We start from the raw sequence: 23,347 nt of genomic DNA, 5'->3' as shown, positions 1-23,347 counted from the left end.
GGGGCGGAATCAGGCCTTCTCGGCCCCTTCCTCGCCCTGCTCGAACAGCTGCACGGGATGACCCGGCATGATGGTCGAGATCGCGTGCTTGTAGACCAGCTGCGAGTGGCCGTCGCGCCGCAGCAGCACGCAGAAGTTGTCGAACCAGGTCACGACACCCTGCAACTTCACCCCGTTGACCAGAAAGATCGTCAGCGGGATCTTGTTCTTGCGAACGTGGTTGAGGAAGGTGTCCTGCAGATTCTGAGCGCGTTCGCCCGCCATTCTTCTTGTCCTTTGAACCCGCTGCCAGTCCCGGTTGACGGGTCGGTCCGTGTTGTTGTGCTGCGGGAGGCGCGACGCGCCGCCCGGGGAACCGGCCGCCCCATTACACGGTGAAGCTCGCCCGGGCGCAAGTGCAGACTGGCCGCAGGGGAAGCCCCCCGTGCCGCCGCAACCCCCGCAGCCGGCCGTGCCCGCGACCCTGTCGCGCTCCGGCCACAGGCCGCCCTGGCAGACGGCCCGCGCTCGGCACTCGCGAATGGGCGGTTCGGGTATGTTTCCGCCTCAACGCCCGTTCGCGATGGCCGATCCGGTTCAAACTCTCCGTGTCATCCCGGGGCCGCGAAAGCGGAACCCGGGATCCATAACCGCCGAGGTCTCCGAAAGCCTCGGGATGCTCTCAGCCTCGTCCTGCATCGTCGGCGGTTATGGATCCCGGGTTCTCGGCTTCGCCGAGCCCCGGGATGACGTCGAGAGATGTCGGCCACAGGGCCAGATGATCCGGTGCCACCGCTCGGACAATCCCTCAGGCGCCGATGCCGAGGGACTTGAGCTTCCGGTGCAGGGCCGAGCGCTCCATGCCGATGAACTCGGCGGTACGGGAGATGTTGCCGGAGAAGCGGGCGATCTGCGCCACCAGGTACTCGCGCTCGAAGATCTCGCGCGCCTCGCGGAGCGCCAGGCTCATCAGCTTCTCGCCGCCCGCCCCGCTCGGGGTGGTGGGCACGAGCGCGCCGACCTCGCTCGGCAGCATCTCGGTCGTCACCTCGGTCTCGGGATCGCCCTGCGTCAGGATCATCAGCCGCTCGACGTTGTTGCGCAGCTGGCGGACGTTGCCGGGCCAGTCGTGCGACTGCAGCACCGCCATCGCGTCGGCGGCGATGCGCCGTTGCGGCAGGCCGGTGGCGCCCGAGATCTGCTCCATGAAGAACGCGATCAGCTCCGGCACGTCCTCGCGCCGCTCGGCGAGCGAGGGGATGCGGATCGGCACCACGCTGAGGCGGTGGAACAGGTCCTCGCGGAAGCGCCCGCCGGCGATTTCCTCCGCCAGGTCGCGCGACGAGGACGAGATGATCCGCACGTCGACATGGACCCGGGTGGTGCCGCCGACGCGCTGGAAGTTCTGGTCGACGAGGACCCGCAGGATGCGGTTCTGGGTCTCGCGCGGCATGTCCGCGACCTCGTCGATGTAGAGGCTTCCGCCATGGGCCTCCTCGAGGGCGCCGACGCGCCGCGGCTTGCCGTCCTGGGCCTCGACCCCGAACAGCTCGGCCTCCATCGTCTCGGGGGTGATCGTGGCGGCGTTGATCACCACGAAGGGGCCGTTCGCCCGCGACGAGGCGGCGTGGATGGTGCGGGCCGAGAGCTCCTTGCCGGAGCCCGGCGCGCCGGAGATCATCACCCGGGCGTTGGTGGGGGCGACGCGCTCGACGGTCTGGCGCAGCTGGTTGGCCGCCACCGAGGCACCGACGATGCGGCTCGCCTGGCCGGAGCGCGCCTTGAGGTCGCGCACCTCGCGCTTGAGGCGCGAGGCCTCAAGCGCCCGCTCGGCGACCAGGATGAGCCGGTCGGCCTTGAACGGCTTCTCGATGAAGTCGTAGGCGCCCGCCTTGATCGCCGAGACCGCGGTCTCGATGTTGCCGTGGCCCGAGATCATCACCACCGGCAGGTCCGGGGCCTGGGCCTTGATCACGTCGAGCACCTGCAGCCCGTCGAGGCGCGAGCCCTGGAGCCAGATGTCGAGGAAGACGAGGTGGGGGCGACGCGCCTCGATCGCCGCCAGCGCCTCGTCGGAGGAGCCGGCGGTGCGGGTACGGTGGCCCTCGTCGTCGAGGATGCCGGCGACGAGCTCGCGGATGTCGGCCTCGTCATCGACGATCAGAATGTCGGCGCTCATGGCTTCTCGGGCCTCCCCGCGACGCGGGCGGCGGTCCTGACGGCCCCGCGGCACCCGGTGCTGTGACGAATTTCGCTGTGACGAACAGGGCTGTGACGAAGGCGGCGGCTGAGGGGCGCCGGTCCCGGCGAGCGGGCCCGCCTCACGCGGCGGGCTCCGGGGAGGTCTCCGGCGAGGGCGCCGGGCTCTGGGCCGGCCGCGCGGGCTTGCTCGCGCCGGCGGCCGGCGGCTCGTCGCGCCGCACCTCCTTGAGGACCCGCATGCGCACCTGCCCGCCGCGCCCGCGCGGGTTGTCGTTCAGCTCGATGCCGCCGCCGTGCTCTTCCAAGACCTTGCTCACGATCGCCAATCCGAGGCCCGTGCCCCCCTCGCGGGTGGTCATATAGGGTTCGAGCAGCCGCTGGCGCCCTTCCTGGGGGAATCCCTTGCCGGTATCGGTGATCTCGATCACCGCGGCCTCGCCCTCCTCGTAGAGGCGCACGGCGATCAGGCTCTCAGCCCTGACGTCCTCGGGCACCGCCTGCACCGCCTCGACGGCGTTCTTGAGGATGTTGGTGATCGCCTGCGACAGGAGGCGCGTGTCGAAGGCGGCGCTGACGCGGGTCGCGCCCTCCTCCAGCGTGAAGGTCACGTCGGGGTGCGCCACCCGCATCATGAACAGGTTCTGCTTGACGATCTCGGTCAGGTCGTTGCGGGCGATCGCGGGCTTCGGCATCCGGGCGAAGGACGAGAACTCGTCCACCATCCGCTTGATGTCGTCGACCTGGCGCACGATCGTGGCGACGCACTGCTCGAACACCTCCTTGTCGGCGGTGATCACCTTCCCGTACTTGCGGCGGATGCGCTCGGCCGAGAGCTGGATCGGGGTCAGCGGGTTCTTGATCTCGTGGGCGATGCGGCGGGCGACGTCGGCCCAGGCCGAGGTGCGCTGCGCGGTGACGAGGTCGGTGATGTCGTCGAGGGTGACGACGTAGCCGCGGTCGCCGTCCTGCGACTGCTCGCTCGTCGTGCGCACGTCGATGGTGCGCTCGCGGCCGTTGCGGGCGATCTGGATCTGCTGCTGGGTCGGGCGGGCGCGGGAATCCCCCGGCAGGCCGCCGAATTCCGGCATCACCGCCTCGAGCGGCTCGCCGACGAGGTCGGCGACCGAGCGCCCGAGCATCCGTTCGGCGGAGGGGTTGGCGATGGTGATGACCCCGCGCCCGTCGACGCCGATCACCCCGGCCGGCACCCCGGCCAGCACCGCCTCGGTGAAGCGGCGGCGGCTGTCGATCTGCTCGCTCTGTTCGATCAGGGTGGCGCGCTGGCGGCTGAGCTCCTGGGTCATCTTGTTGAAGCTCTCGCCCAGGTGCTGGAGGTCGCCCTCCGTCTTCCGGAACGGGACCTGGGCGTAGTAGTTGCCGGACGCGACCTGATCGGCGGCGTTGATCAGCCGGCGGATCGGGGTCACGAAGCGGTTGGCGAAGTTGAGCCCGAACCACACCGCCGAGAGCAGCGCGATCAAGGCGATCAGCGCGAACATCGTCGCGAAGGCGATCTGCACGCTGCGCCGCCCGGCATCGATGGTCAGGAACTCGGTCGCGGCGGCCCGCGACACGCCGGGGAACTCGACCGCGAGCCGCGTCACCTCGCGCTCGACCAGGAGGAAGGCGTCGTCGTAGGCCGGCAGCTTCATCAGCGTGCCGAAGACCCGCCCCTCCCGCGGCAGGAGGCAGGTGGCGTCGGCGGATTTCGCCGCCTCCTCGAAGTCGCTGGCCGAGGGCAGCGGCGGGTCCTTGAGGATGTCGATATTCGCCCGCGCCACGGTCTCGGTCGGCGAGCGCATGATCCGGGCGATCGGCAGGCCGAGGGAGGCGGCGCGCGCGGTCAGGAAATTCTCGAACCAGGCCCGCTCGACGTCGAAGGCGGGGCGCGCCCGGGTGAGGTCGTCGGAGAGGATGCGCGCCTCGCGGGCGAGGCTCTGGCACTGGTTGGTCAGGTAGGCGTCGGCCACGTCGACCGACATCAGCACGACGTTGCGCATCCGGTCGGAGAACCAGGGCGACAGGCCGCGCTCCAGGGTGATCGACGCCACCACGGCGAGCAGCACCGTCGGCAGGGTCGCGATCAGGCTGAACAGGCCGACGATGCGGGTGTGGAGCCGGGCCGCCGCCGCGTTGGTGCGCCGGGCGCGGAGGAAGACCCGCGCCTCCCAGGCGATGACGACGACGAGCAGCAGCACCAGGGCGACGTTGCTGAGCAACAGCGCCACCACCACCGTGTGGGTCGGCGCGATCGCGGTGGCCCCGACCAGGATCAGGAAGGTGGCGAGCGCCAGCGCCAGGGCGACGATGACCGCGAGCGCACCGAACCAGCCCGGACCCCGCGGCGCGGCATCCTGTGCCGGCCCGGGGGAGCCCGGCCTGGGGGAGTGGCCGGCCGCGCCGGAGGGGGGCGCCGAAGCCCGGGGGCGACGTGTGAACAGCATCCGTGGTGCAAGGCCACTACAGTGTGGCGAAATTAATACGGATGCCGGCGCGGCGGCAATCGAGGCCGGCGGTCACGCCGGCCCGGGGGCGGCTCGCGTCGGTCGTGCCTCGGCGTCGGCGCTGGCGGCCGGCACCGCGGGGTGGACCTCAGGCGGCGTTCGAGCGCGGGCGGCGGACCACCGGCTTCTGGCCGAGCCCGATGCTCTTCGCCAGCTCGGAGCGCTGGGCGGCGTAGTTGGCGGCGACCATCGGGTAGTCCGGCGGCAGGCCCCATTTCTGGCGGTACTGCTCGGGGGTGAGCCCGCGCCCGGCCAGGTGGCGCTTGAGCGTCCGGTACCGGCGCCCGTCCTCGAGGCTGATCAGGTAGTCGGGCGAGACGGTCTTCTTGATCGGCACCGGCGGGGTCAGCCGCTCGGGCTCCGCCGGGGCTGCCGAGCCAAGCCGGGCCACCGCCTCGTGGACGCTGCGGATCAGGCTCGACAGCTCGCCCACCGGCACGCTGTTGTTCGACACGTAAGCCGACACAATGTCGGACACCAGGCCGATCATCTGAGGCGTTTCGACGTGGTCTGCTGAGCTCATTGCGGTCCTCGAGAAGTGCGACCCCCGTCACAGGTGATGGATGTTACGCCAGTCTCCGTCAACTGCAAGGTGTCTCGATCAACAGAAGAGACGGCACTGCATTAGGTCTCTCTGCTTACCCAAGGTCATAGGCCCCTGCCGGCGCGGCGGCCGGCGCCTCGGGACGGGATCCCCGGAGAGGCGCGGCCGGGTAGGAAAAAACGTTGATTGTCATGGAGTTGAGGAAGCGGTGAGACCTTGTCGGACTGGGATCGCCCGAATTCCGCTTCGTCCAGGTCATCACTTAATAATTGATAAAAACTACGATCCGATACGCTACGGCCCGGTCGACCCTCCCGCAGAGATCCAATCCAGGCATCCGGGCTCCGGCTGTCGCGACCCGGCCTGATCGGTCGAAACCGGGCCGTGCCCCAACGAGATCGGTCACGCCCGCCCGGTCCCGCGATGCTGCGATGTCTTTACAAGACGAGACGGGATGTTTCGGCAGCGAGAGGAGGATTTTCGACTTTCGGTTGCGTCAAATGACGGCGCGAGCAACCACGTTTCACTGTGCGGTGCAGGGTCGGAACCGTGGCCGGACGATCGCCGATGCCGGATCGGTGCGGCCTCCCGGCGTTTCGGGAGACGGGAGGGCGCTCTGCGCGCGAGACCAAAACCGAGCCAGGCCGGCCTGTCCGCCGCCCGGCCTTGCCGGATTGTCCCATTCCGCACCCTTGCATGCGGGGGCATGGCCGCCGAATGCGTCGGAATGCCGCGCCGGGGCAAGCCCGTCGTCCACGGGTCGATCCTGACCCGGCGCCGCGGTGGGACGCGCGGCGCGGGGTACGAAACGGCTCAGCGCGGGGTACGGAATACCTGGAGGTCGAGGTCGCGGACCTTCTTGCGCAGAGTGTTGCGGTTCACCCCCAGCAACTCGGCGGCGCGGATCTGGTTGCCGCGGGTCGCCGCGAGCGCCGCGCCGATCAGCGGCCCCTCGATCTCGCGCAGGATGCGGTGATAGAGGCCGGGCGGCGGAAGGGTATCGCGGTAGCCGGAAAAATACTCCGACAGGTGCCGCTCCACCGCCGCCGACAGCCCTTCGGCCTCGTTCCCGCCCTTGCGCCCGTTTCCGCCCTGGGCGGGGGCGGAGAGCGGCAGGGTGTCGAGCTCGGCCTCGATCACCGGCCCGGTGATCGTCTCCTGCGGGTAGAGCGCCGCCAGGCGCCGCACCAGGTTCTCGAGCTCGCGCACGTTGCCGGGCCAGCGGTAGCGCTTGAGCTTCTCCATGGCGTCGCCGTCGAGCTGCTTGCGCGTCAGGCCCTCACGCTCGACCAGCACGAAGAAGTGGCGCACCAGGTCCGGCACGTCCTCGGAGCGCTCGCGCAGGGCCGGCAGGCGCAGCGGCACGACGTTGAGGCGGAAGAACAGGTCTTCGCGAAAGATCCCCTGCTGGATCGAGACCCGGAGGTCCTTGTTGGTCGCCGCGATGATGCGGACGTTGGTCTTGATCGGGACGCGGCCGCCGACGGTGGTGTACTCGCCCTGCTGGAGGACGCGGAGCAGCCGGGTCTGGGCTTCCATCGGCATGTCGCCGATCTCGTCGAGGAAGAGCGTGCCGCCCTCGGCCTGCTCGAAGCGGCCGGCCGATCTCGCGGTGGCGCCGGTGAAGGCGCCCTTCTCGTGGCCGAACAGCTCGGATTCGATGAGATCCCGGGGAATCGCCGCCATGTTGACCGGCACGAACGGCCCCGAGCGGCGCCGTCCGTAATCGTGGAGGGCCCGGGCCACCAACTCCTTGCCGGTGCCGGACTCGCCGGTGATCATCACCGTGAGGTCGGTCGGCATGAGGCGGGCCAGCGAGCGGTAGATCTCCTGCATCGCCGGCGAGCGGCCGACGAGGGGAATGTCCTCGTTCTCAGGCGGAGCGCCGGGCGCCGCGCTGCCGCGCGGGCGCGACAGGGCGCGGCCGACGATCGCGGTCAGCTCCTTCAGGTCGAAGGGCTTCGGGAGATACTCGTAGGCGCCGCGCTCGGAGGCGCGGATCGCCGTCATGAAGGTGTTCTGCGCGCTCATCACGATGATCGGCAGGTCCGGCCGCACCCGCTTGATCCGCGGCAGCAGGTCGAAGGCGTTCTCGTCGGGCATCACCACGTCGGTGATGACGAGGTCGCCCTCCCCCTGCGCCACCCAGCGCCACAGGGTGGCGGCGTTGCCGGTCGAGCGGACCTCGTAGCCGGCGCGCGACAGGGCCTGGTTGAGCACGGTGCGGATGGCGGCGTCGTCGTCCGCCACGATGATGTGTCCGTTCGGCATGGCGCTCACTCGGTCTCGGCGGAGGATTCGCGCCCGTCGCGCGAATGCGACATCGGCAGGAGGACGCGGAAGGTGGTGCGGCGGGGGGCGGGGTCGCACTCGACGATGCCGCCGTGGTCGCCGACGATCTTGGCGACCAGCGCGAGGCCGAGGCCCGAGCCCTGCGCCTTGGTGGTGACGAAGGGGTCGAACAGGTCCGGCAGCAGCTCGGCCGAGACGCCGGGTCCGTTGTCGCGCACCGCCACCTCGATCGGCAGGCTGACGCGCTCGCGCGAGCCCGGCACCTGGAGGCGCAGGCCGGTGCGGAAGGCGGTCGAGAGGATGATCTCGCCGTCGACCGCGTCGGCGCCGATCGCCTCGGCGGCGTTCTTGACGAGGTTGAGGATGACCTGGATCAGCTGGTCGCGGTTGCCGAGCACCGGCGGCAGCGAGGGGTCGTAGTTCTCGACGAAGCGGATGTGGCGGGCGAAGCCCGACTGGGCCGAGCGCTTCACCTGGTCGAGGACGCCGTGGACGTTGACCGGCCCGCGCTCGACCGGGCGCTCGTCGCCAAAGAGTTCCATCCGCTCGACGATCCGCACGATCCGGTCGGATTCGTCGCAGATCAGCCGGGTCAGCAGCCGGTCGTCCTCGGCCGCCGACTGCTCGAGGAGCTGGGCCGCGCCGCGGATGCCGGCGAGCGGGTTCTTGATCTCGTGGGCCAGCATCGCGCCGAGCGCCACCATCGAGCGGGCGGCGCCGCGATGGGTGAGCTGGCGGTTCATCTTGTCGGCGATGGTGCGCTCCTGGAGCATCAGCACCACGAGGTCGTCGTCGAGATGGGTCGCGAACACGTCGACGCTGCGCTCGATGCCGGTGCGCGGCGAGGCTAGCTCGACCCGGTACTCGCTGACGCTGGCCCGGCGCCGGCGCACCTCGTTGACCAGCGCGATGATCGGCGAGGAGAACGGGATGATGTCGCGCAGGCGCTGGCGCTGCATCATCCGGCGCGAATAGTCGAAGAAGTGCTCCGCCGCCATGTTGACCTGGAGGATGCGCTCGTCCGGGCCGATGGTCAGGACGGGCAGCGGCAGGGCGTTGATGATCATCTCGCTCGTCGGGGCACTCATGAGCGACGCTTTCCGGGTGCGGGCGGCAGGGGGTGCGGGCGCATCGCTCATCCTCATGCGGCCTGCTGCGCAGACCGTGCGGCCTGATTTTCGGGCTGCGCGGCCGGTGCCGCGAAGGCGCGCCGCAGCAGCCGCGCGGCCTCGGCCGGGTCGGTGGTGGTGAGAAGCCGGGTCCGCTCGAGGGCGTTGAGCCCGCCGGCATGGTCGGCATAGGCCGCGAGGTGCTTGCGGGCGTGGCGCACGCCCATCCGGGCGCCGTAGAGGGCGATGAGCCCCTCGTAATGCTCGGCGGCGAGCTCCGCCCGCGCCGCGGCGTCGGGCTCCGCGAAGGCGTGCCCCGCCAGCCCCGCCGCGACCGCGGCGACGAGCCAGGGCCGCCCGACCGCCGCGCGCCCGATCATCACCGCGTCGGCGCCGGAGGCCGCGAGGCAGGCCCGAGCGTCGTCGAGGCTCGCGACGTCGCCGTTGGCGACGAGCGGGATCGCCACCGCCTCGCGCACGGCCCGGATCGCCGCCCAGTCGGCGCGGCCGGTGTAGAATTGCTGCCGGGTGCGGCCGTGCACCGTGACGGCGGCGTAGCCGAGCCGCTCGGCCCGCCGTGCCAGATCCGGGGCGTTGCGGGTGGCGTCGTCCCAGCCGAGCCGCATCTTGACGGTGACCGGCACCGCCACCGCCTCGCGCACGGCGGCGAGCAGGCGCTCGGCGTGGTCGAGGTCGCGCATCAGCGCCGAGCCGGCCTGGCCGCCGGTCACGGCCTTGGCCGGGCAGCCCATGTTGACGTCGATCACGTCGGCGCCGTTGGCCTCGGCGAGGCGCGCGCCCTCCGCCATCCAGCGCGGGTCGCAGCCGGCGAGCTGCACCACGTGGGGCAGCACGCCCTCGCCCTCGGCGCGCAGGCGCGCCTCCTCGGTGCCGCGGGCGAAATCCTCCGCCGCCACCATCTCGGACACGGTCGCGGTGGCCCCGAGCCGGCGGGCGATGCGGCGCATGTGCAGGTCGGTGACGCCGGACAGGGGCGCGAGCAGCGCCCCGCGCAACCGCGAAGGCCCAGCGGACATCCGCCCGTCTGGCAGCGCTGCCGGCCCGGCCCCCGGCGCCCCGGCGCTCAAATAATGGTCAGTCGTCATTGTGCACAGCAAATAGCCAAAACCCGATCATACGCAAGCGCGTTCGGGCTTCGATCCCCGAATTGCCCGCGAATTGGCTGATGGAGTGACCCCGTCCGGGCCTGCCGGCCCGGCGCGGTGGCGTTCCGCGGCAGCTCGGGCTCTGCGGGGAGGATAACGGGGCATCGCGGCGGAATGGAAGCGGTGAGGGCCCGGTCTTTGCTGCGCTACGGGATGCCTCCAAGCAGCTGTAAGGCGGATGTTGCCGGCCTACGCTGCCATGGAGCGCGTCGCGCGGTTCGAGCATCGTGCGGACGATACGCGTGTATCTCTCTGATTTGACCGAGTAGAGCGCGTTCCCCTCTCCCACACGGGAGAGGGGAACGCGCGACGTCCTTGTCTTGGGAAGATCTTGGATGGCCGCCTCGGCATGCGCCCGATGCAACCCCGGACCGCGACAGCGTGGGGCGGGGAGCGATATGGCCCACAGCCCCCATCCGCCTCTCCTTCCCACGCGGCACCGCCCTTCCCCTGGTGCATTTGCCTCGCGGGACCGCCGCCGCTAAGGAGCGGACATTCCGGGAGCGACCATTTTGACACTTCCCCAGATCGCCGCGGTGGTCGTCGCCGCGGGGCGCGGCATCCGCGTCGGCGGCGACACGCCCAAGCAGTATCGCCGCGTCGGCGGCCAGGCGGTCCTGACCCGGACCCTGGCGGCCCTGGCTGCCCATCCGGGCATCACGCGGATCCAGGTGGTGATCGCCGCCGATGCCGCGGCGTTCTACGACGAGTGCCTGGACGACCTCGACCAGGCGGCGCGGGACAAGCTCGCCCGGCCGGTCGAGGGCGGCGCGACGCGGCAGGCCTCGGTCCGGGCAGGGCTCGCGGCGCTCGCCCGGACGGGTGCGCCCGAGCTGGTGCTCGTGCACGACGCCGCCCGCCCCTTCGTCGACGAGGCGCTGATCGACCGGGCGATCGCGGCGGCGGAGAGCCACGGCGCCGCCGTGCCGGGCGTGCCGGTGAGCGACACGATCAAGGTGGTCGAGCCGGACGGACGGGTGCGCGAGACGCCGAAGCGCGAGGAATTGCGCGCGGTGCAGACCCCGCAGGCGTTCCGCTTCGCGCTCCTCGCCGAGGCGCACGCCCGCGCCGCGGCGGAGGGACATGACGGCTTCACCGACGACGGCGCGCTCGCCGAATGGACCGGCCTGCCGGTGGCGGTCTTCCCCGGAGACCTGCGCAACCGCAAGATCACCCAGGCCGCCGACCTCGTCGAGGCCGACCGCGCCTTCTCGCCGGGCCCCGGCCCGGCCGCCCAGGATGATTCCATGACCCTTCTGACCCGCCTCGGTACCGGCTTCGACGTGCACGCCTTCACGGAGGGCGACCACGTGTGGCTCGGCGGCGTGCGCATCCCGGCCGACCGCGGCGTGCTCGCCCATTCGGACGGCGACGTGGTGCTGCACGCGCTGACCGACGCGATCCTGGGCGCGCTCGCCGACGGCGATATCGGCGTGCACTTCCCGCCGAGCGACCCGCGCTGGCGCGGCGCCTCCTCCGACCAGTTCCTCGCCGACGCGGTGCGCCGGGTGGCCGAGCGCGGCGGGGTGATCGATCATCTCGACATTACGGTCCTGGCCGAGGCGCCGCGCATCGGCGCCCACCGCGAGGCGATCCGCAGCCGGATCGCCGAGATCGCCGGGGTGCCGCTCTCGGCGGTCTCGATCAAGGCGACCACGACGGAGAAGCTCGGCTTCGTCGGCCGGGCCGAGGGCCTCGCCGCCCAGGCCGCGGCGACCATCCGCCTGCCGGAGGCGCGGTCCTGATGTTCGACGCCGCCCTCGTCACCCGCGCGAGCGTGCTGATCGCCGCCTATCGCCTGCGCCAGGCCCGTCTCGTCACCGCCGAATCCTGCACCGGCGGCCTCGTCGCCGCCCTGCTCACCGAGGTGGCGGGCTCCTCCCTGGTGGTGGAGCGCGGCTTCGTCACCTACTCGAACGAGGCCAAGGCCGAGATCCTCGGCGTCGACTTCAACCTGATCTCGGCCCACGGCGCGGTGAGCGAGCCGGTGGCCCGGGCGATGGCCGAGGGGGCGCTCGCCCATTCCCGCGCCGACGTGGCGCTTGCCATCACGGGCATCGCGGGCCCGGGCGGCGCCACGGCGGCCAAGCCCGTCGGCCTCGTCCATTTCGGCCTCGTCGCCGCCGGCCGGGCGACCCGGCACATCGAGCGCCGCTACGGCGATCTCGGCCGCTCCGAGGTCCGGCGCTGCGCCGTCGAGGACGCGCTCGGCTTCCTGGAGATGGGGCTGGAGAAGGTGTGAGGCCCTCGCCTCACAGGTCCAGCATCCAGGTCTCTCCGACCAGGTCCTGACCGAACGAGCGGTGCGGGGCGCTCTCGACCAAGCGGAAACCCGCTTCGGCGTAGATCCGTCTCGCCGCGCCCAGCACGTCGTTGGTCCAGAGGGTCAGCTGCCGGTAGCCCCGCGCGCGGGCGCCCGCGATGCAGGCTGCGGTGAGGCGCCGGCCGAGGCCCTGGCCGCGGGCGGCGGGCTCGACGTAGAGCAGGCGCAGCTTCCCCACATTCTCCGAGGCGGGCGCCAGGAAGACGCTGCCCATCACCTCGCCCCCCTGCTCGGCGATCCAGGCCCCGGCCCGGCCCGGATCGAAGTCGCGTACGAATCCGGCCAGGATCTCGGCCACCAGGGCCTCGAAGGTGAGGTCGAAGCCGTAATCCCGGGCGTAGAGCACGCCCTGGCGGTGGGCGATCCAGCCGATGTCGCCGGTCCGCAGGTCGCGCAGGGTCGCGCCCGCCTCGAGGCCCTCCGACGGGTCCCCGAGCAGGCGGCGCAGCCGCGCCATCGCGCCGACGAGGGCTGTCCGGTCCGTGGCCGGGAGACGCGCCAGCAGCGCCTCGACCTCGGCCCGCGAGGCCTCGTCCAGCGGCGCGAAGGCGGCCTGCCCCTCCGGCGTCAGGGCGAGGACCTGGCGCCGCCCGTCGCCCGCCGCGATCCGGCGGGTCACGAGGCCCTGCTCCTCGAAGCGCTTGAGCAGGCGGCTGAGATAGCCGGCATCGAGGCCGAGATCCCGGCCGAGGACCGAGGCGGTCAGGCCGTCGCGATGGGCGAGCTCGTAGAGCACCCGCGCCTCGGTGAGCGAGAAGGCGCTGCGGTGCAGCCCCTCCTCCAGGAGGCCGATCTGCCGGGTGTAGAACCGGCCGAAGGCCCGCACGGCCGCGACCGTCGCGGCATCGACCTCGTCTGCGTGCATCATCGGCGCCGGCTCCCTGTCACAGGCAGCAGGATCGCCGAGATGATTGACTCAGTCAACGATCCTCGGGCCGCTCCGCCAGCAGACGCGCCACGAGGTCGTGCACCTGCCTGAGCCGGAAGGGTTTTCGCAGGAAGGCGACGTGGCCGGCGGCGCGCTCCCGCACGGTGTCCTCCGGCATCGAGCTCATCAGCACGACCGGGATCCCGCGCGTCTCCGGATCGGCGTTAAGGGCGGCCAGCATCGCCGGCCCGTCCATCACCGGCATCATGAAGTCGAGGAAGATCAGGTCGGGCCGGCCGGCCGCGACGCGGGCGAGGCCCTGCCGTCCGTTGGCGGCGGTGACCACCGTGTGGCCGTCGTCGGAGAGGACGGCGTCCAGCAATTCGGCGATGCCGAACTCGTCGTCCACGATGAGCACCGTCGCCACCGGCCTATTCTCCGCCGCTTCCCGCGGCGTCCCGGTCGGCCAGGATCGCCTCGGCCCGCTCGGGCCCGTCGTCGATCGCCAGGCCGCCCGGCCGGATGTCGAAGACGCGCCGCCGGGGGTCGATCCGGGCGTCCCGGGCCTTGGCGACGGCGATCAGGCGGTGGACGCCCGAGCGCAGGACGCAGGAGCGCATCAGCACCACGTTCTCGGCGACGCTGGAGGTCTGCCGCAGGGAGGGCGCGCCGGAGGGGGCATCGAGGAAGGTGCCGCGCAGGTCGGTTTCTCGGGTGTACATCGCCGTCACGCCCAGGGCCCTCATCTCGGCCGTGAGGGCGGCGAAGATGCGGACGATCCGGTCCTGATCCCCTGCGATCCGGCACATCGCGTCCAGACCGTCGATGAACACGCGCCGGACCCCGCGGTTCCGTATGACGTTGAGGAGATCGGTGCAGATCTCGTCGATCAGCCCCTCGGTGGCGGGCTGCCACAGCACCCCGACCCGGCCGGCCTCGATCATGTCGGCGACGGGCAGGTCCAGCGCCCGGGCCTTGGCGCGGAGCGCCGCCTCGCTCTCGTAGAAGCCGCAGAGCAGGCCCGGCGCCCCCGGATCGGCGCCGAGGAACTGCAGGCCGAGCGTCGTCTTGCCGATGCCGGCCGGGCCGCCGACCAGGGTGGTGGAATCGTGCGGCAGGCCGCCGCCCAGCATCGCGTCGAGGGCGGGCGCCCCGGTGGTGAGGGCCGCGCCCTCGACGTGGTCGCGCCGGCTCGGCAGCCGTAAGCGGGCCTCAATGCGCGGAAACACCCGGATCCCGTCATCGGTGATGCGGAAAGCGTGGCGCCCGCGCAGGAAGCCGCTGCCGCGGAACTTGCGCACCTCCAGCTCGCGCTCGGCCCGCCACCCGGTGAGCCGGCTCGACAGGACGATCAGGCCGTCGACCATCGTGTGCTCGGCCGCCACCAGGTCGGCCCCAGCCGAGGCGCTGGTGAGGAGGAGCGCGGTGGCGCCGGTCGCGGCGGCCTGGGTCTGCAATTCGTGGATGAAGGTCTTGAACTCGAGCGCCGACGACGCGGTCTCCTCCGCCGCCACCAGCCCGTCGAGGACGAGCAGGCTCGCCTCGCGGGCGGCCATCTCGCGCCGCAGCAGGGTCAGGAGGCCGGCGAGCCCCTCGTCCTGCAGGGTGCGGAAGGCGCTCAAATACGTGATCCGGGCATGGCTCTCGGCCAGCAGCGTGACGTAGAGCGCCCGGTGCTCGGGCGGGGCGCCCGAAGACGACAGGGCGGGCGAGGCGCCCGGAGACGACAGAGCGGGCGAGGCGCCCGAAGACGAGAAGGCGGGCGAGGCGCCCGCATGCGTGTAGCAGGCCTGGTTGCCGAAGATGGTCTTGCCCGCGCCCGGCGTGCCCTGGACGATGTAGACGCCGCCGCGGAACAGCCCGCCGCCGAGGATGTCGTCGAGGCCGGCGATTCCCGTCGGAACCCGCTCCAGTTCTCCGTAGGCACCGGCCTGTTCCATGCTGGGTCCCGCCCCGGTCATCCTGTGTTCTCTCGCCGTGCTCTATGACTGCGACGATCGTCGATCGTCTACGCGTGGAGGGGAAGCGTGACCGTGAAGGTCGCGCCGTCGCCGGGGCGGCTGTCGAGGGCGACGCCGCCGCCCATCGCCTCGGCGAGGCGGCGCACCAGCCACAGGCCGACCCCGAACCCGGTCGGGGCCGCCGCGGGGTCGCCCACCGCCCGCTCGAAGCGCTCGAAGATGCGGGCCTGGTCTCCTTGCGCGATGCCGATGCCCCGGTCGCTCACCCGGATCCGCGCCACGGCCCCGTCCCGGAGGCCCGAGACCGTGATCGCGCTGCCGTCGCCGTACTTGATCGCGTTGGTGACGAGGTTGTCGAGGATCTGGTCGAGCGCGAGGCGCTCGCAGGCGAGCACGAGGTCCTCCGGCACCGCGACCGCGATCGTGCTGCCGGCATGGGCCGCCATCGGGGTCAGGGCCGCCACCACCTCCTGCACCACCTCGGCGAGGGGTACCGGGGCGGCGAGCAGCGCGAGCTGCCCGGTCTGGGCCCGGGACACGTCGAGGAGGGTGGTGGCCCGGCGGACGTAGCGCTCGACGAGCCAGCGCAGCTGCGCCAGCCCCTGCGCCACCCTGCCCTCCGGCGCCTCGCGCTGGGCGGCACCGAGCAGGCGCTCGACCTGGCCGAGGATCGGGGTCATCGGGTTGCGCAATTCGTGCGCGACGCCGGCCAGGAACGCGTCGCGCTCGGCGAGCGCCCGGCGCAGGGAGGCGACCTCCCGGCGCAAGGCCGCCGCCTCGTCGGCGGCCTCGGCCGGATCGGCGACGTCGCCGGCGCGCAGCCTCACCGGGCCGCTCATGCGGCCGGCCGCCCGGGGCAGCGAGGGCGGGCTGCGATCCGGCGGGCGGCCGTCCGGCTCTGCGGCGTCGGCGCGGGGGCTGAGGTCGGTCTCACCCGGATGGCATAACAAATCGCGGCCGGACAGGCGAGCGCCTGCGGCCGCGCTTGTCGGGCCGCGCCGCGCCTGTTCCTGCGCTCTACCGCCGCGGTGCGTCCTTTATCGCCGCGGCACGTTCCTTACCGCCGCGGCGCCTGCACCGAGATCACCCGGGCGCCGCCGACCTGCCGCTCGCCGCCGTTGATCACGTAGAGCACCGGATCGGCCTTCGGCTGGGGCGGGATGCCCGACACGGTCGGAATGCCGTAGGTGCCCTCGCCCCAGGCGGAGGGCACGAGCTCGCTCGGGCGCGGCAGCTTGAAATACGGCTCGGCGACGAGGCCGGGCTCCAGCACGCCGTTCGCGCCGTAGACGCCGAGGGGCCCCGCGAAGGTGGTGCCGCCGTAGGCGGCGAACCGGCGGCCGTGAAGCGCCCCGGCCCGGCCGTGCCGCCCGCGCAGGTCGTAGAGGGCGGCGCGTCCCGGGTGGGCCGGCGCGAGGTGTGCGCGCCCGCCCTGCCCCGCGCCCCCGGGCCCGCGCAGCGGCTGCGCCTCTGCGCCGGCGCCCACCAGAGTGGCGGCGAGGGTGAGGACGATCAGGTCGCGGCGCATGGTGTGTCTTCCCGGCTCCCGGCACTCGGCTTGGGGTCAATGCCGGGGTGCCATCCTCGTTCCCGTGCGTGAGCCGCGCCAGCCGTGGCAGAGTGCGCATGGCCGGGACGTCGTCCGCTTGACCATGCGTAGGGTCCATTCAAGCCCGGAGTGAAACTTTGATCAGTCGGAACAGCCGTAGATATCGAGGCTGAGTCGCAGGCCACGCCCGCCGAGCGCTGATAGCAATTTGGGCTGAAGCTCTGTTCCTTCGTTGATGTCACCCATGAACAAACCGCAGAATATGTCGCATCGGTAGCGGCGAGAGAGATCGGTCCAAAGCGATGGATCGTTCGGAAGTTCGGCGAGGAGCGTGGCGATCTGGGTGTTGAGATCACCGGAGGCGTCGGTTCTGAGCAGCCAGGTCCCCGATCGGGCGATGACCTCTCTTCCTGATGCCGTGCGACGCGTGTCGCCCTTGCGGGCACAGCCGGTCGGTTCGACGCCCAGCCGTTGCGTAATCTCGTCCGGATCGAGCGCATCCCCGACGATGCGGAGGCTCACCGTGATGCGCGCGATCTCAGGCATCCGGCACCTGCTCAATGACGATTCGCGCGATGTCGGCGCGGATCGTGCCGTAGGCGCCGAAGCAGGGACCGAGTTCGATCGTCCATTCCCCCGGACGACATCCAACGCCGAGTTCCCACGGCTGCACCTCGCGCTCTTCCGCGCGGCGAAGCGTCAGGCCGCTGATCACGTTCTGATGACTGAAGCCGCGCAGGTCCGTGTCGATCCAGGCGGCCAGGTCGAACACGAAGATCGCGCTTTTGCCGCAATGATCGAGCGCGATGCGGAGCGTAATCGGACCGCGGCGGTCGAGATGCAGACTGACGATCTCCGCGTCCCCAAATTCTGGGGGGCCATCGAACCAATCGAGGACATCGCGGCCCCCGGGTATATCGGCAAGCGACGCAGCGAGTTCCTGCTGCGCCCGAACCCGGATCTGGAGGATTTCATCCATGGACCACACCATCGTGGCCAGCGTGACATGCTTCCCCTGCGTTGTCGAGGAACGGCAACGCTCCACTCCCGGCTCTCCGCATGCGGTCGACCTCCGTGCCCCCGACGGAAGTCTCACGACCTAAGTCTCACGACGAATTGTCGGATGGGCCGGACGGCACGGCTGGCTTAACGATCGGTGTCGGCGGTGGAACACGTGCGAGCGGGCGGTCTCAATCCCCCGCCCCGCGCAAAGGCGCCGCCCGATACCCGGTTCACCCCCAACGCGACGACCCCGACGCGGCGAAGATTCGCGCGGGCGGCGCGTGCCGTTCTCGGCGGAAACGCCCCCAAGGAGGAACACCCCATGGCAAGCTCAGCCGCCCTCGGGAAAGCCGGCGATGCCGCGCGCCCGATGACGCGGGAGGAGAAGAAGGTCATCCTGGCCTCCTCCCTCGGCACCGTGTTCGAGTGGTACGACTTCTACCTCTACGGCTCCCTCGCCGGCATCATCGGCGCGCAGTTCTTCTCGTCCTACCCGCCGGCGACCCGGGACATCTTCGCGCTGCTCGCCTTCGCGGCGGGCTTCCTGGTGCGGCCGTTCGGCGCCCTGGTGTTCGGGCGCGTCGGCGACATCGTCGGGCGCAAATATACCTTCCTGGTCACCATCCTGATCATGGGCCTGTCGACCTTCATCGTCGGCATCCTGCCCAACGCCTCCCAGATCGGCATCGCGGCGCCGATCATCCTGATCATCCTGCGCCTCGCGCAGGGGCTGGCGCTGGGCGGCGAGTACGGCGGGGCCGCGACCTACGTCGCCGAGCACGCGCCGCAGGGAAGGCGCGGCTTCTACACCAGCTGGATCCAGACCACGGCGACGCTGGGCCTGTTCCTGTCGCTGGTGGTGATCCTGGCGGTGCGGACCTTCACGGGCGAGGCCGCCTTCGCCGAGTGGGGCTGGCGCATCCCGTTCCTGGTCTCGGTGCTGCTGCTCGGCATCTCGCTCTGGATCCGCCTCCAGCTCAGCGAGTCGCCCGCCTTCCAGCGCATGAAGGACGAGGGCAAGACCTCGAAGGCCCCCCTCACCGAGGCCTTCGGCCAGTGGCGCAACGCCAAGATCGCGCTGATCGCGCTGCTCGGCCTCGTCGCCGGCCAGGGCGTGGTCTGGTACACGGGCCAGTTCTACGCCCTGTTCTTCCTGCAATCGATCCTGAAGGTCGACGGCTACACGGCGAACCTCCTGATCGCCTGGGCGCTCCTGCTCGGCACCGGCTTCTTCGTGGTGTTCGGCTGGCTCTCGGACAAGATCGGCCGCAAGCCGATCATCCTGGCCGGCTGCCTGATCGCGGCGCTCAGCTTCTTCCCGGTGTTCAAGCAGATCACCACGCTCGCCAACCCCGCCCTCGAGAAGGCGATCGAAAACGTCAAGGTGACGGTGGTGGCCGATCCGGCCCAGTGCGGCAGCCTGTTCAACCCCGTCGGCACGCGGGTGTTCTCCGCTCCTTGCGACCTCGCCCGCGACTACCTCGCCAAGTCCTCGGTGCGCTACGCCACCGAGGCCGGTCCGGCCGGCCAGCCGACGGTGGTGCGGATCAACGGCACCGAGGTCCCGTTCGCGGCGGGTGCGCCGGCGGCGGAGTTCAACAAGGCGGCGGCCTCGGCGCTCCAGGCGGCGGGCTACCCGAAGGCCGGCGATGCCCAGGTGGTGAAGATGTCGAACCCGTTCGACATCTTCCGGCCGCAGGTCGCCGGGGTGATCGGACTGCTCTTCGTCCTCGTGCTCTTCGTCACGATGGTCTACGGCCCGATCGCCGCGGCCCTGGTCGAGCTCTTCCCGACCCGGATCCGCTACACCTCGATGTCCCTGCCCTACCATATCGGCAACGGCTGGTTCGGCGGCCTCCTGCCCGCCACCGCCTTCGCGATGGTGGCCCAGACCGGCGACATCTATTACGGCCTCTGGTACCCGATCGTCATCGCCTTGATGACCTTCGTGCTCGGCCTGCTGCTGGTGCCCGAGACCAAGGACCGGGACATCTTCGACGAGCGGGACACCGCCGCGCATTGAGGATGACGATGGCGTGATGCCAGGGGGCGCCCGCGGCGAGGCTGCGGGCGCCCTTTCTTGTTCGGGCCTACGCTGTTCCCACACTCCCCGTCATCCCCGGGGCTCGTCGAAGACGAGAACCCGGGATCCATAACCGCTGACGTCGAAGAAAGAGGCGGATCGCGTTTCGACTTATCCTGAACCCCCGGCGGTTATGGATCCCGGGTTCCGCTGCGCGGCCCCGGGATGACGGGGAGGGTTTCCAAGATCGTCGCGTGAGACATACCGGAAGCGGACCTCGTCCTCGAACACGTCTCTTTCCGAACGAAGAAGGCCCGCCTCAACCGAGACGGGCCCCACACCATCACCCGTACCGGTCGATCACCGGCAGGTTGTCACCCGCCGCACGATCCAGCCTTCCCCGTCGACGAAGAGCTTCTTGCGCGAGGTCGAGCACTGGGCGTCGTCGGCCTCCGCGGCCGGCGCCGTGACGCTCGCGGTGGCGGCAACGTCGCGGGCGGCGCCCGTTCCGGCCTTCGGCGCCTTGTCGACCGCGGGGGCGGCGCTCGCAGAGAGCGGGGCGCCGGCCGTGGCCAGGGCAGCCAGGACGACCGTCAGGCGGGCGAACAGGGGCAGTCGGGCGCAGGGACGCGCACGCATGATCGGTGATCCCATCGGTTGAATGCCGAGCGGCAACGTCCGGCGAAGTGGCCCTGGACCGCTCTCTCTTGCCATGGATAAGTCGCGAGCGCCCGAAGAGTTGCGTCGGACAAGCGTGTCCGTTGCGAAAACGGTAAACACGCGGACGCGACGCCGCGGTGACATTTCGCACCACGGCGGGGAACTGCCGGAGTGGCCGCGTCGAGTCGGCCCTCGATTGGTGCCCTGTTTCACCCGGACTGCAACGTACTTCAAACGGCCGAAGTGCCGGCCGGTTCCTGCCGCAGCGTCGGCCAGACGAGCCGGGCTTTCGCTGCGACCGGTCTTGAGCCCAGGCCCTGGGCCGGATCCGCCGTCAGGCCGGCAGCGCCCGCCCCTGCCCGGCCCGGCGCTGCACCAGCCACAGGCTGATGGCGACGTTGAGCAGGTTCCAGCCGACCCCGTTGGCGAAGGCCGCCGCGTAGGAGCCGGTGAGGTCGAAGATCACGCCCGACAGCCAGCCGCCGAGCGCCATGCCGAACAGGGTCGCCATGATGACGATGCCGACCCGGCCGCCGGCCTCGCTCGCCGGAAACAGCTCGCGCACGATGATCGCGTAGGCCGGCACGATGCCGCCCTGGAACAGGCCGAACAGGGCCGAGATCACGTAGAGCGAGGTCAGCCCGTCGAAGGCGAGGTAGAGGAGGAGCGCCACGCCCTGGAGCACCGAGCCGACCAGCAGCGTCGGCAACCCGCCGATCCGGTCGGCGAGGAAGCCCGACGCGACCCGGCTGACGATGCCGAAGCCGAGCATCAGGGACAGCATCTCGGCGCCGCGGGCGACGCCGTAGCCGAGATCGCCGCAATAGGCGACGATGTGGACCTGCGGCATCGACATGGCGACGCAGCAGGCCAGCCCCGCGACCACGAGCAGCCCCTGAAGGACGTTCGGCGGCAGGCCGAGGGTGCCGCCCCCCGCCGCCCCGCCCCGCTCGACGGCCGCGACCGGCGGGCGGGCGCGCATCAGCAGCGCCAGCGGCAGCATGGTGGCGAGGCAGAACAGGCCGATGCCCGCTTGCGTGGCGCGCCAGCCGTAAGACGACACCGCGTGCTGGACCAGCGGCGGCCAGATCGTGCCGGCGAGGTAGTTGCCCGCGGCGCAGACCGAGACCGCGATGCCGCGCCGGCGGGCGAACCACAGCGAGATGTCGGCCATCAGCGGCCCGAAGGCGGCCGACGAGCCGAGCAGTCCGATCAGGATCCCGTGCGCGAGGGCGAACTGCCACAGGCTGGTCGAGAGCGCGGTGGCGCCGTAGCCGAGGAACAGGCAGACCCCGCCGAGCACCAGCGGCGCCAGGATGCCGAACCGGTCGGCGAGCCGCCCCATCAGCACGCCCCCGAAGGCGAAGCCGACCATGGTGAGGGTGTAGGGCAAGGCGGCGGCCCCGCGGGCGGCGCCGAACTCCGCCTGCACGGCGGGCAGCACCACCACCACCGACCACATGCCGACGCCCCCGATGGTGGTCAGCAGCACGGAGACGACGAGGCGGCGCCAGGCGGCGGCGGAATCGAGGCCGTCGGCGGGCAGCGGGCGGGTCGGCACGGGCGTTTCCTCGAATCGATTATGGTTGATCGAGGCTGTAGCAGGCGGGGCGGCGTGCGAGGAGCGATCCCGGCGCAACCCCCGCCCGCTCCGGCTCACCCCTCCGCCACCGTCTCCGGGTACCGCGCCGCGAGGTCCCGGCGCATCGCCTCGATCCAGTCCCGGCCGCGCTCTCCCTTGGGCGTCCGGATCGGCACCTCCGCCACCAGGCTCGCCGGCCGGCCGGAGAGCAGCAGCAGCCGGTCGGCCACCGCCAGGGCCTCGGGCACGTTGTGGGTCACCATCAGCACCGCCGCGCCGCGCGCGGCCGCGCTGCCGAACACCGCGGCGCGCAAGGACGCCGCCGCCGCGTCGTCGAGGGAGACGAAGGGCTCGTCGAGGACGAGGAGGCCGGGGGCGAGCGCCAACGCCCGGGCGAGCGCGACCCGGCGGGCCATGCCGAGGGAGAGCGCCCGGGGATAGCGCCCGCGCCAGGCCGTGAGGCCGAGCTCCTCGAACAGCGCGTCGAGGGGCTGCCCGCGCTCGGACCGCGGCAGGGACAGGCGCACGTTCTCCTCGACGGTCCGCCAGGGCAGGAGCCGCGGCTCCTGGAACACCATGCCGATGCGCAAGTCCGGGCGGGTGGCGAGGTCGCCCTCGAAGTCGCGGTCGAGGCCGAGCAGGATGCGCAGGGTCGTGGTCTTGCCCGCCCCCGACGGGCCGATCAGGCACAGGGTCTCGGCCGCCCGGACCGTGAGGGCGAGGTCGCGCACCGCCTCGACCAGCTCGGCGCCGGCCGGGCGGTAGACCTTGCGGCGGACCGCCAGGGTGAGGATCGGGGCCGCCGCCTCGCGGCGGAGGTCTGCGGCGGCGGGAGTTCTATCGCCAGCGGCGGGCATGGGCGTCGAGGGGCTGGAGCAGCAGGACGTCGACCGCCAGCATCACGGCGCTGAACACGAGGCTGTAGCCGATCAGCGCCGCGACGTCGAAGAGCTGGAAGTAGTACGAGATGGCGTAGCCGACGCCGTTCGGACGGCCGAGCAGCTCGACCACCAGCACGATCTTCCAGGCGAGCGAGATCCCGGACCGCGCCGCCGCCACCGCGAAGGGCACGAGCTGGGGCAGCAGCACGTGGCGGATCCACGTCCGGCGGTCGTAGCGGAAGGCCTGCGCCATCTCCTCCAGGCCGGGATCGAGCCCGCGGGCGCCCTCGCGCAGGATCACCGCGACGTTCGGCATCTTGTTGAGCGCCACCGCCAGGATCGCCGCGGTCTCGGTCAGGCCGAGCCAGATATAGGCCAGCACGGTGATGACCAGGGCCGGGGTGTTGAGCAGCACGAGGAGCGGCGTGTCGAGGAGCCGGTCGGCGGCCCGCGAGCGGCCGAGCGCGATGCCGAGCAAAGCCCCCGTCGCCATGGCGAGGCAGAACGAGGCCGCGACCCGCCAGAGCGTGATGCCGATGTTGCGCAGGAGGTCGCCCGAGGCCGCCTCCCGCCCCACGAACGCCGCCACCGCTTCCGGCGACGGCAGGGTGCGGGGATCGGTGGTGCGGCTCGCGAGCCACCAGATCACGACGAGGAGAGCGATCGAGCCGAGGCGGGCGACGAGGGCCGTCAAGCGAGCCG

Annotated in this window: 21 protein-coding genes; 3 read left to right on the top strand and 18 right to left on the bottom strand. The window is 71.4% G+C overall.

Features of this window, described 5'->3' with window-relative positions; all coding sequences use genetic code 11:
* Positions 1 to 9 precede the first annotated feature (9 nt).
* The 7 genes from hfq to dusB form a co-directional block, all read right to left on the bottom strand.
* Positions 10 to 264: an RNA chaperone Hfq gene (gene hfq / locus BM430_RS02625; RefSeq protein WP_048429571.1), complete on the bottom strand. Its 255-nt coding sequence runs from the start codon at positions 262 to 264 to the stop codon at positions 10 to 12.
* A 523-nt stretch (positions 265 to 787) separates the two neighbouring features.
* On the bottom strand, positions 788 to 2,158 hold the full coding sequence (locus tag BM430_RS02620; RefSeq protein ID WP_093564975.1) for a nitrogen assimilation response regulator NtrX: 1,371 nt from the start codon (positions 2,156 to 2,158) through the stop codon (positions 788 to 790).
* Between the two features lie 142 nt (positions 2,159 to 2,300).
* The gene (locus tag BM430_RS02615; RefSeq protein ID WP_093564974.1) at positions 2,301 to 4,625 is read right to left on the bottom strand and encodes a sensor histidine kinase NtrY-like; all 2,325 of its coding nucleotides are present in this window, start codon (positions 4,623 to 4,625) and stop codon (positions 2,301 to 2,303) included.
* 148 nt (positions 4,626 to 4,773) lie between these two features.
* Positions 4,774 to 5,208, bottom strand: coding sequence for a Ros/MucR family transcriptional regulator (locus tag BM430_RS02610; RefSeq protein ID WP_093564973.1), 435 nt, complete (start codon positions 5,206 to 5,208; stop codon positions 4,774 to 4,776).
* 834 nt (positions 5,209 to 6,042) lie between these two features.
* Complete coding sequence (gene ntrC, locus BM430_RS02605; protein WP_093564972.1) at positions 6,043 to 7,500, bottom strand: nitrogen regulation protein NR(I); 1,458 nt, start codon at positions 7,498 to 7,500, stop codon at positions 6,043 to 6,045.
* A gap of 5 nt (positions 7,501 to 7,505) precedes the next feature.
* Positions 7,506 to 8,609: a two-component system sensor histidine kinase NtrB gene (locus tag BM430_RS02600; protein ID WP_093564971.1), complete on the bottom strand. Its 1,104-nt coding sequence runs from the start codon at positions 8,607 to 8,609 to the stop codon at positions 7,506 to 7,508.
* A 53-nt stretch (positions 8,610 to 8,662) separates the two neighbouring features.
* Positions 8,663 to 9,667 (bottom strand): tRNA dihydrouridine synthase DusB, encoded by a 1,005-nt coding sequence (dusB, locus tag BM430_RS02595; protein ID WP_093564970.1) that lies wholly within the window; start codon positions 9,665 to 9,667, stop codon positions 8,663 to 8,665.
* 656 nt (positions 9,668 to 10,323) lie between these two features.
* Here dusB and BM430_RS02590 point away from each other — a divergent pair.
* Complete coding sequence (locus tag BM430_RS02590; RefSeq protein WP_093565420.1) at positions 10,324 to 11,541, top strand: bifunctional 2-C-methyl-D-erythritol 4-phosphate cytidylyltransferase/2-C-methyl-D-erythritol 2,4-cyclodiphosphate synthase; 1,218 nt, start codon at positions 10,324 to 10,326, stop codon at positions 11,539 to 11,541.
* Positions 11,538 to 12,038, top strand: a complete 501-nt coding sequence (locus BM430_RS02585; protein ID WP_093565415.1) for a CinA family protein — start codon at positions 11,538 to 11,540, stop codon at positions 12,036 to 12,038. The genes BM430_RS02590 and BM430_RS02585 overlap by 4 nt, the downstream gene beginning before the upstream one ends.
* A gap of 10 nt (positions 12,039 to 12,048) precedes the next feature.
* Here the strand turns inward: BM430_RS02585 and BM430_RS02580 are convergent, their stop codons facing one another.
* The 7 genes from BM430_RS02580 to BM430_RS02550 form a co-directional block, all read right to left on the bottom strand.
* The gene (locus BM430_RS02580; protein WP_093564969.1) at positions 12,049 to 12,987 is read right to left on the bottom strand and encodes a bifunctional helix-turn-helix transcriptional regulator/GNAT family N-acetyltransferase; all 939 of its coding nucleotides are present in this window, start codon (positions 12,985 to 12,987) and stop codon (positions 12,049 to 12,051) included.
* Between the two features lie 52 nt (positions 12,988 to 13,039).
* Positions 13,040 to 13,414, bottom strand: a complete 375-nt coding sequence (locus BM430_RS02575; RefSeq protein WP_093564968.1) for a response regulator — start codon at positions 13,412 to 13,414, stop codon at positions 13,040 to 13,042.
* A gap of 4 nt (positions 13,415 to 13,418) precedes the next feature.
* Entirely contained in the window at positions 13,419 to 14,927 is a 1,509-nt protein-coding gene (locus tag BM430_RS02570) for an RAD55 family ATPase (RefSeq protein WP_244539281.1), read from the bottom strand.
* 68 nt (positions 14,928 to 14,995) lie between these two features.
* Positions 14,996 to 15,775, bottom strand: coding sequence for a sensor histidine kinase (locus BM430_RS02565; RefSeq protein WP_244539280.1), 780 nt, complete (start codon positions 15,773 to 15,775; stop codon positions 14,996 to 14,998).
* A gap of 230 nt (positions 15,776 to 16,005) precedes the next feature.
* A complete protein-coding gene (locus BM430_RS02560) occupies positions 16,006 to 16,476 on the bottom strand; it encodes a hypothetical protein (RefSeq protein WP_093564966.1) in 471 nt (156 codons plus the stop codon).
* A gap of 162 nt (positions 16,477 to 16,638) precedes the next feature.
* Complete coding sequence (locus BM430_RS02555; RefSeq protein ID WP_093564965.1) at positions 16,639 to 17,043, bottom strand: DUF4279 domain-containing protein; 405 nt, start codon at positions 17,041 to 17,043, stop codon at positions 16,639 to 16,641.
* A complete protein-coding gene (locus BM430_RS02550) occupies positions 17,036 to 17,476 on the bottom strand; it encodes a hypothetical protein (protein WP_244539279.1) in 441 nt (146 codons plus the stop codon). Before BM430_RS02550 ends, BM430_RS02555 begins: the two co-directional genes overlap by 8 nt.
* Positions 17,477 to 17,869: 393 nt before the next feature.
* Here BM430_RS02550 and BM430_RS02545 point away from each other — a divergent pair, with 393 nt between their 5' ends.
* On the top strand, positions 17,870 to 19,522 hold the full coding sequence (locus BM430_RS02545; RefSeq protein ID WP_093565405.1) for an MFS transporter: 1,653 nt from the start codon (positions 17,870 to 17,872) through the stop codon (positions 19,520 to 19,522).
* Positions 19,523 to 19,882: 360 nt separating this feature from the next.
* Here BM430_RS02545 and BM430_RS02540 read toward each other — a convergent pair whose 3' ends face one another.
* From BM430_RS02540 to BM430_RS02525, 4 genes are all read right to left on the bottom strand, one after another.
* The gene (locus BM430_RS02540; RefSeq protein ID WP_093564964.1) at positions 19,883 to 20,161 is read right to left on the bottom strand and encodes a hypothetical protein; all 279 of its coding nucleotides are present in this window, start codon (positions 20,159 to 20,161) and stop codon (positions 19,883 to 19,885) included.
* A gap of 355 nt (positions 20,162 to 20,516) precedes the next feature.
* Positions 20,517 to 21,743 (bottom strand): MFS transporter, encoded by a 1,227-nt coding sequence (locus BM430_RS02535; protein ID WP_093564962.1) that lies wholly within the window; start codon positions 21,741 to 21,743, stop codon positions 20,517 to 20,519.
* Positions 21,744 to 21,838: 95 nt separating this feature from the next.
* Positions 21,839 to 22,621, bottom strand: a complete 783-nt coding sequence (locus BM430_RS02530) for an ATP-binding cassette domain-containing protein (RefSeq protein ID WP_093564960.1) — start codon at positions 22,619 to 22,621, stop codon at positions 21,839 to 21,841.
* Positions 22,602 to 23,339, bottom strand: a complete 738-nt coding sequence (locus BM430_RS02525; protein ID WP_093564958.1) for an ABC transporter permease — start codon at positions 23,337 to 23,339, stop codon at positions 22,602 to 22,604. Before BM430_RS02525 ends, BM430_RS02530 begins: the two co-directional genes overlap by 20 nt.
* Positions 23,340 to 23,347: the final 8 nt, after the last annotated feature.

It is taken from the genome of Methylobacterium sp. 174MFSha1.1 (assembly GCF_900116815.1).
Taxonomy (GTDB): Bacteria; Pseudomonadota; Alphaproteobacteria; order Rhizobiales; family Beijerinckiaceae; genus Methylobacterium.
This window is presented reverse-complemented; position numbering and strand designations above follow the sequence as displayed.

Bases quoted from the DNA above. Each gene is read 5' to 3' on its own strand.
- BM430_RS02610 (WP_093564973.1), bottom strand. From the start codon at position 5,208: ATGAGCTCAGCAGACCACGTCGAAACGCCTCAGATGATCGGCCTGGTG.
- hfq (WP_048429571.1), bottom strand. From the start codon at position 264: ATGGCGGGCGAACGCGCTCAGAATCTGCAGGACACCTTCCTCAACCAC.
- BM430_RS02545 (WP_093565405.1), top strand. From the start codon at position 17,870: ATGACGCGGGAGGAGAAGAAGGTCATCCTGGCCTCCTCCCTCGGCACC.
- BM430_RS02550 (WP_244539279.1), bottom strand. From the start codon at position 17,476: ATGGATGAAATCCTCCAGATCCGGGTTCGGGCGCAGCAGGAACTCGCT.
- BM430_RS02600 (WP_093564971.1), bottom strand. From the start codon at position 8,609: ATGAGTGCCCCGACGAGCGAGATGATCATCAACGCCCTGCCGCTGCCC.
- ntrC (WP_093564972.1), bottom strand. From the start codon at position 7,500: ATGCCGAACGGACACATCATCGTGGCGGACGACGACGCCGCCATCCGC.
- BM430_RS02615 (WP_093564974.1), bottom strand. From the start codon at position 4,625: ATGCTGTTCACACGTCGCCCCCGGGCTTCGGCGCCCCCCTCCGGCGCG.
- BM430_RS02580 (WP_093564969.1), bottom strand. From the start codon at position 12,987: ATGATGCACGCAGACGAGGTCGATGCCGCGACGGTCGCGGCCGTGCGG.
- BM430_RS02560 (WP_093564966.1), bottom strand. From the start codon at position 16,476: ATGCGCCGCGACCTGATCGTCCTCACCCTCGCCGCCACTCTGGTGGGC.
- BM430_RS02530 (WP_093564960.1), bottom strand. From the start codon at position 22,621: ATGCCCGCCGCTGGCGATAGAACTCCCGCCGCCGCAGACCTCCGCCGC.
- BM430_RS02620 (WP_093564975.1), bottom strand. From the start codon at position 2,158: ATGAGCGCCGACATTCTGATCGTCGATGACGAGGCCGACATCCGCGAG.
- BM430_RS02570 (WP_244539281.1), bottom strand. From the start codon at position 14,927: ATGGAACAGGCCGGTGCCTACGGAGAACTGGAGCGGGTTCCGACGGGA.
- BM430_RS02540 (WP_093564964.1), bottom strand. From the start codon at position 20,161: ATGCGTGCGCGTCCCTGCGCCCGACTGCCCCTGTTCGCCCGCCTGACG.
- BM430_RS02555 (WP_093564965.1), bottom strand. From the start codon at position 17,043: ATGCCTGAGATCGCGCGCATCACGGTGAGCCTCCGCATCGTCGGGGAT.
- dusB (WP_093564970.1), bottom strand. From the start codon at position 9,667: ATGTCCGCTGGGCCTTCGCGGTTGCGCGGGGCGCTGCTCGCGCCCCTG.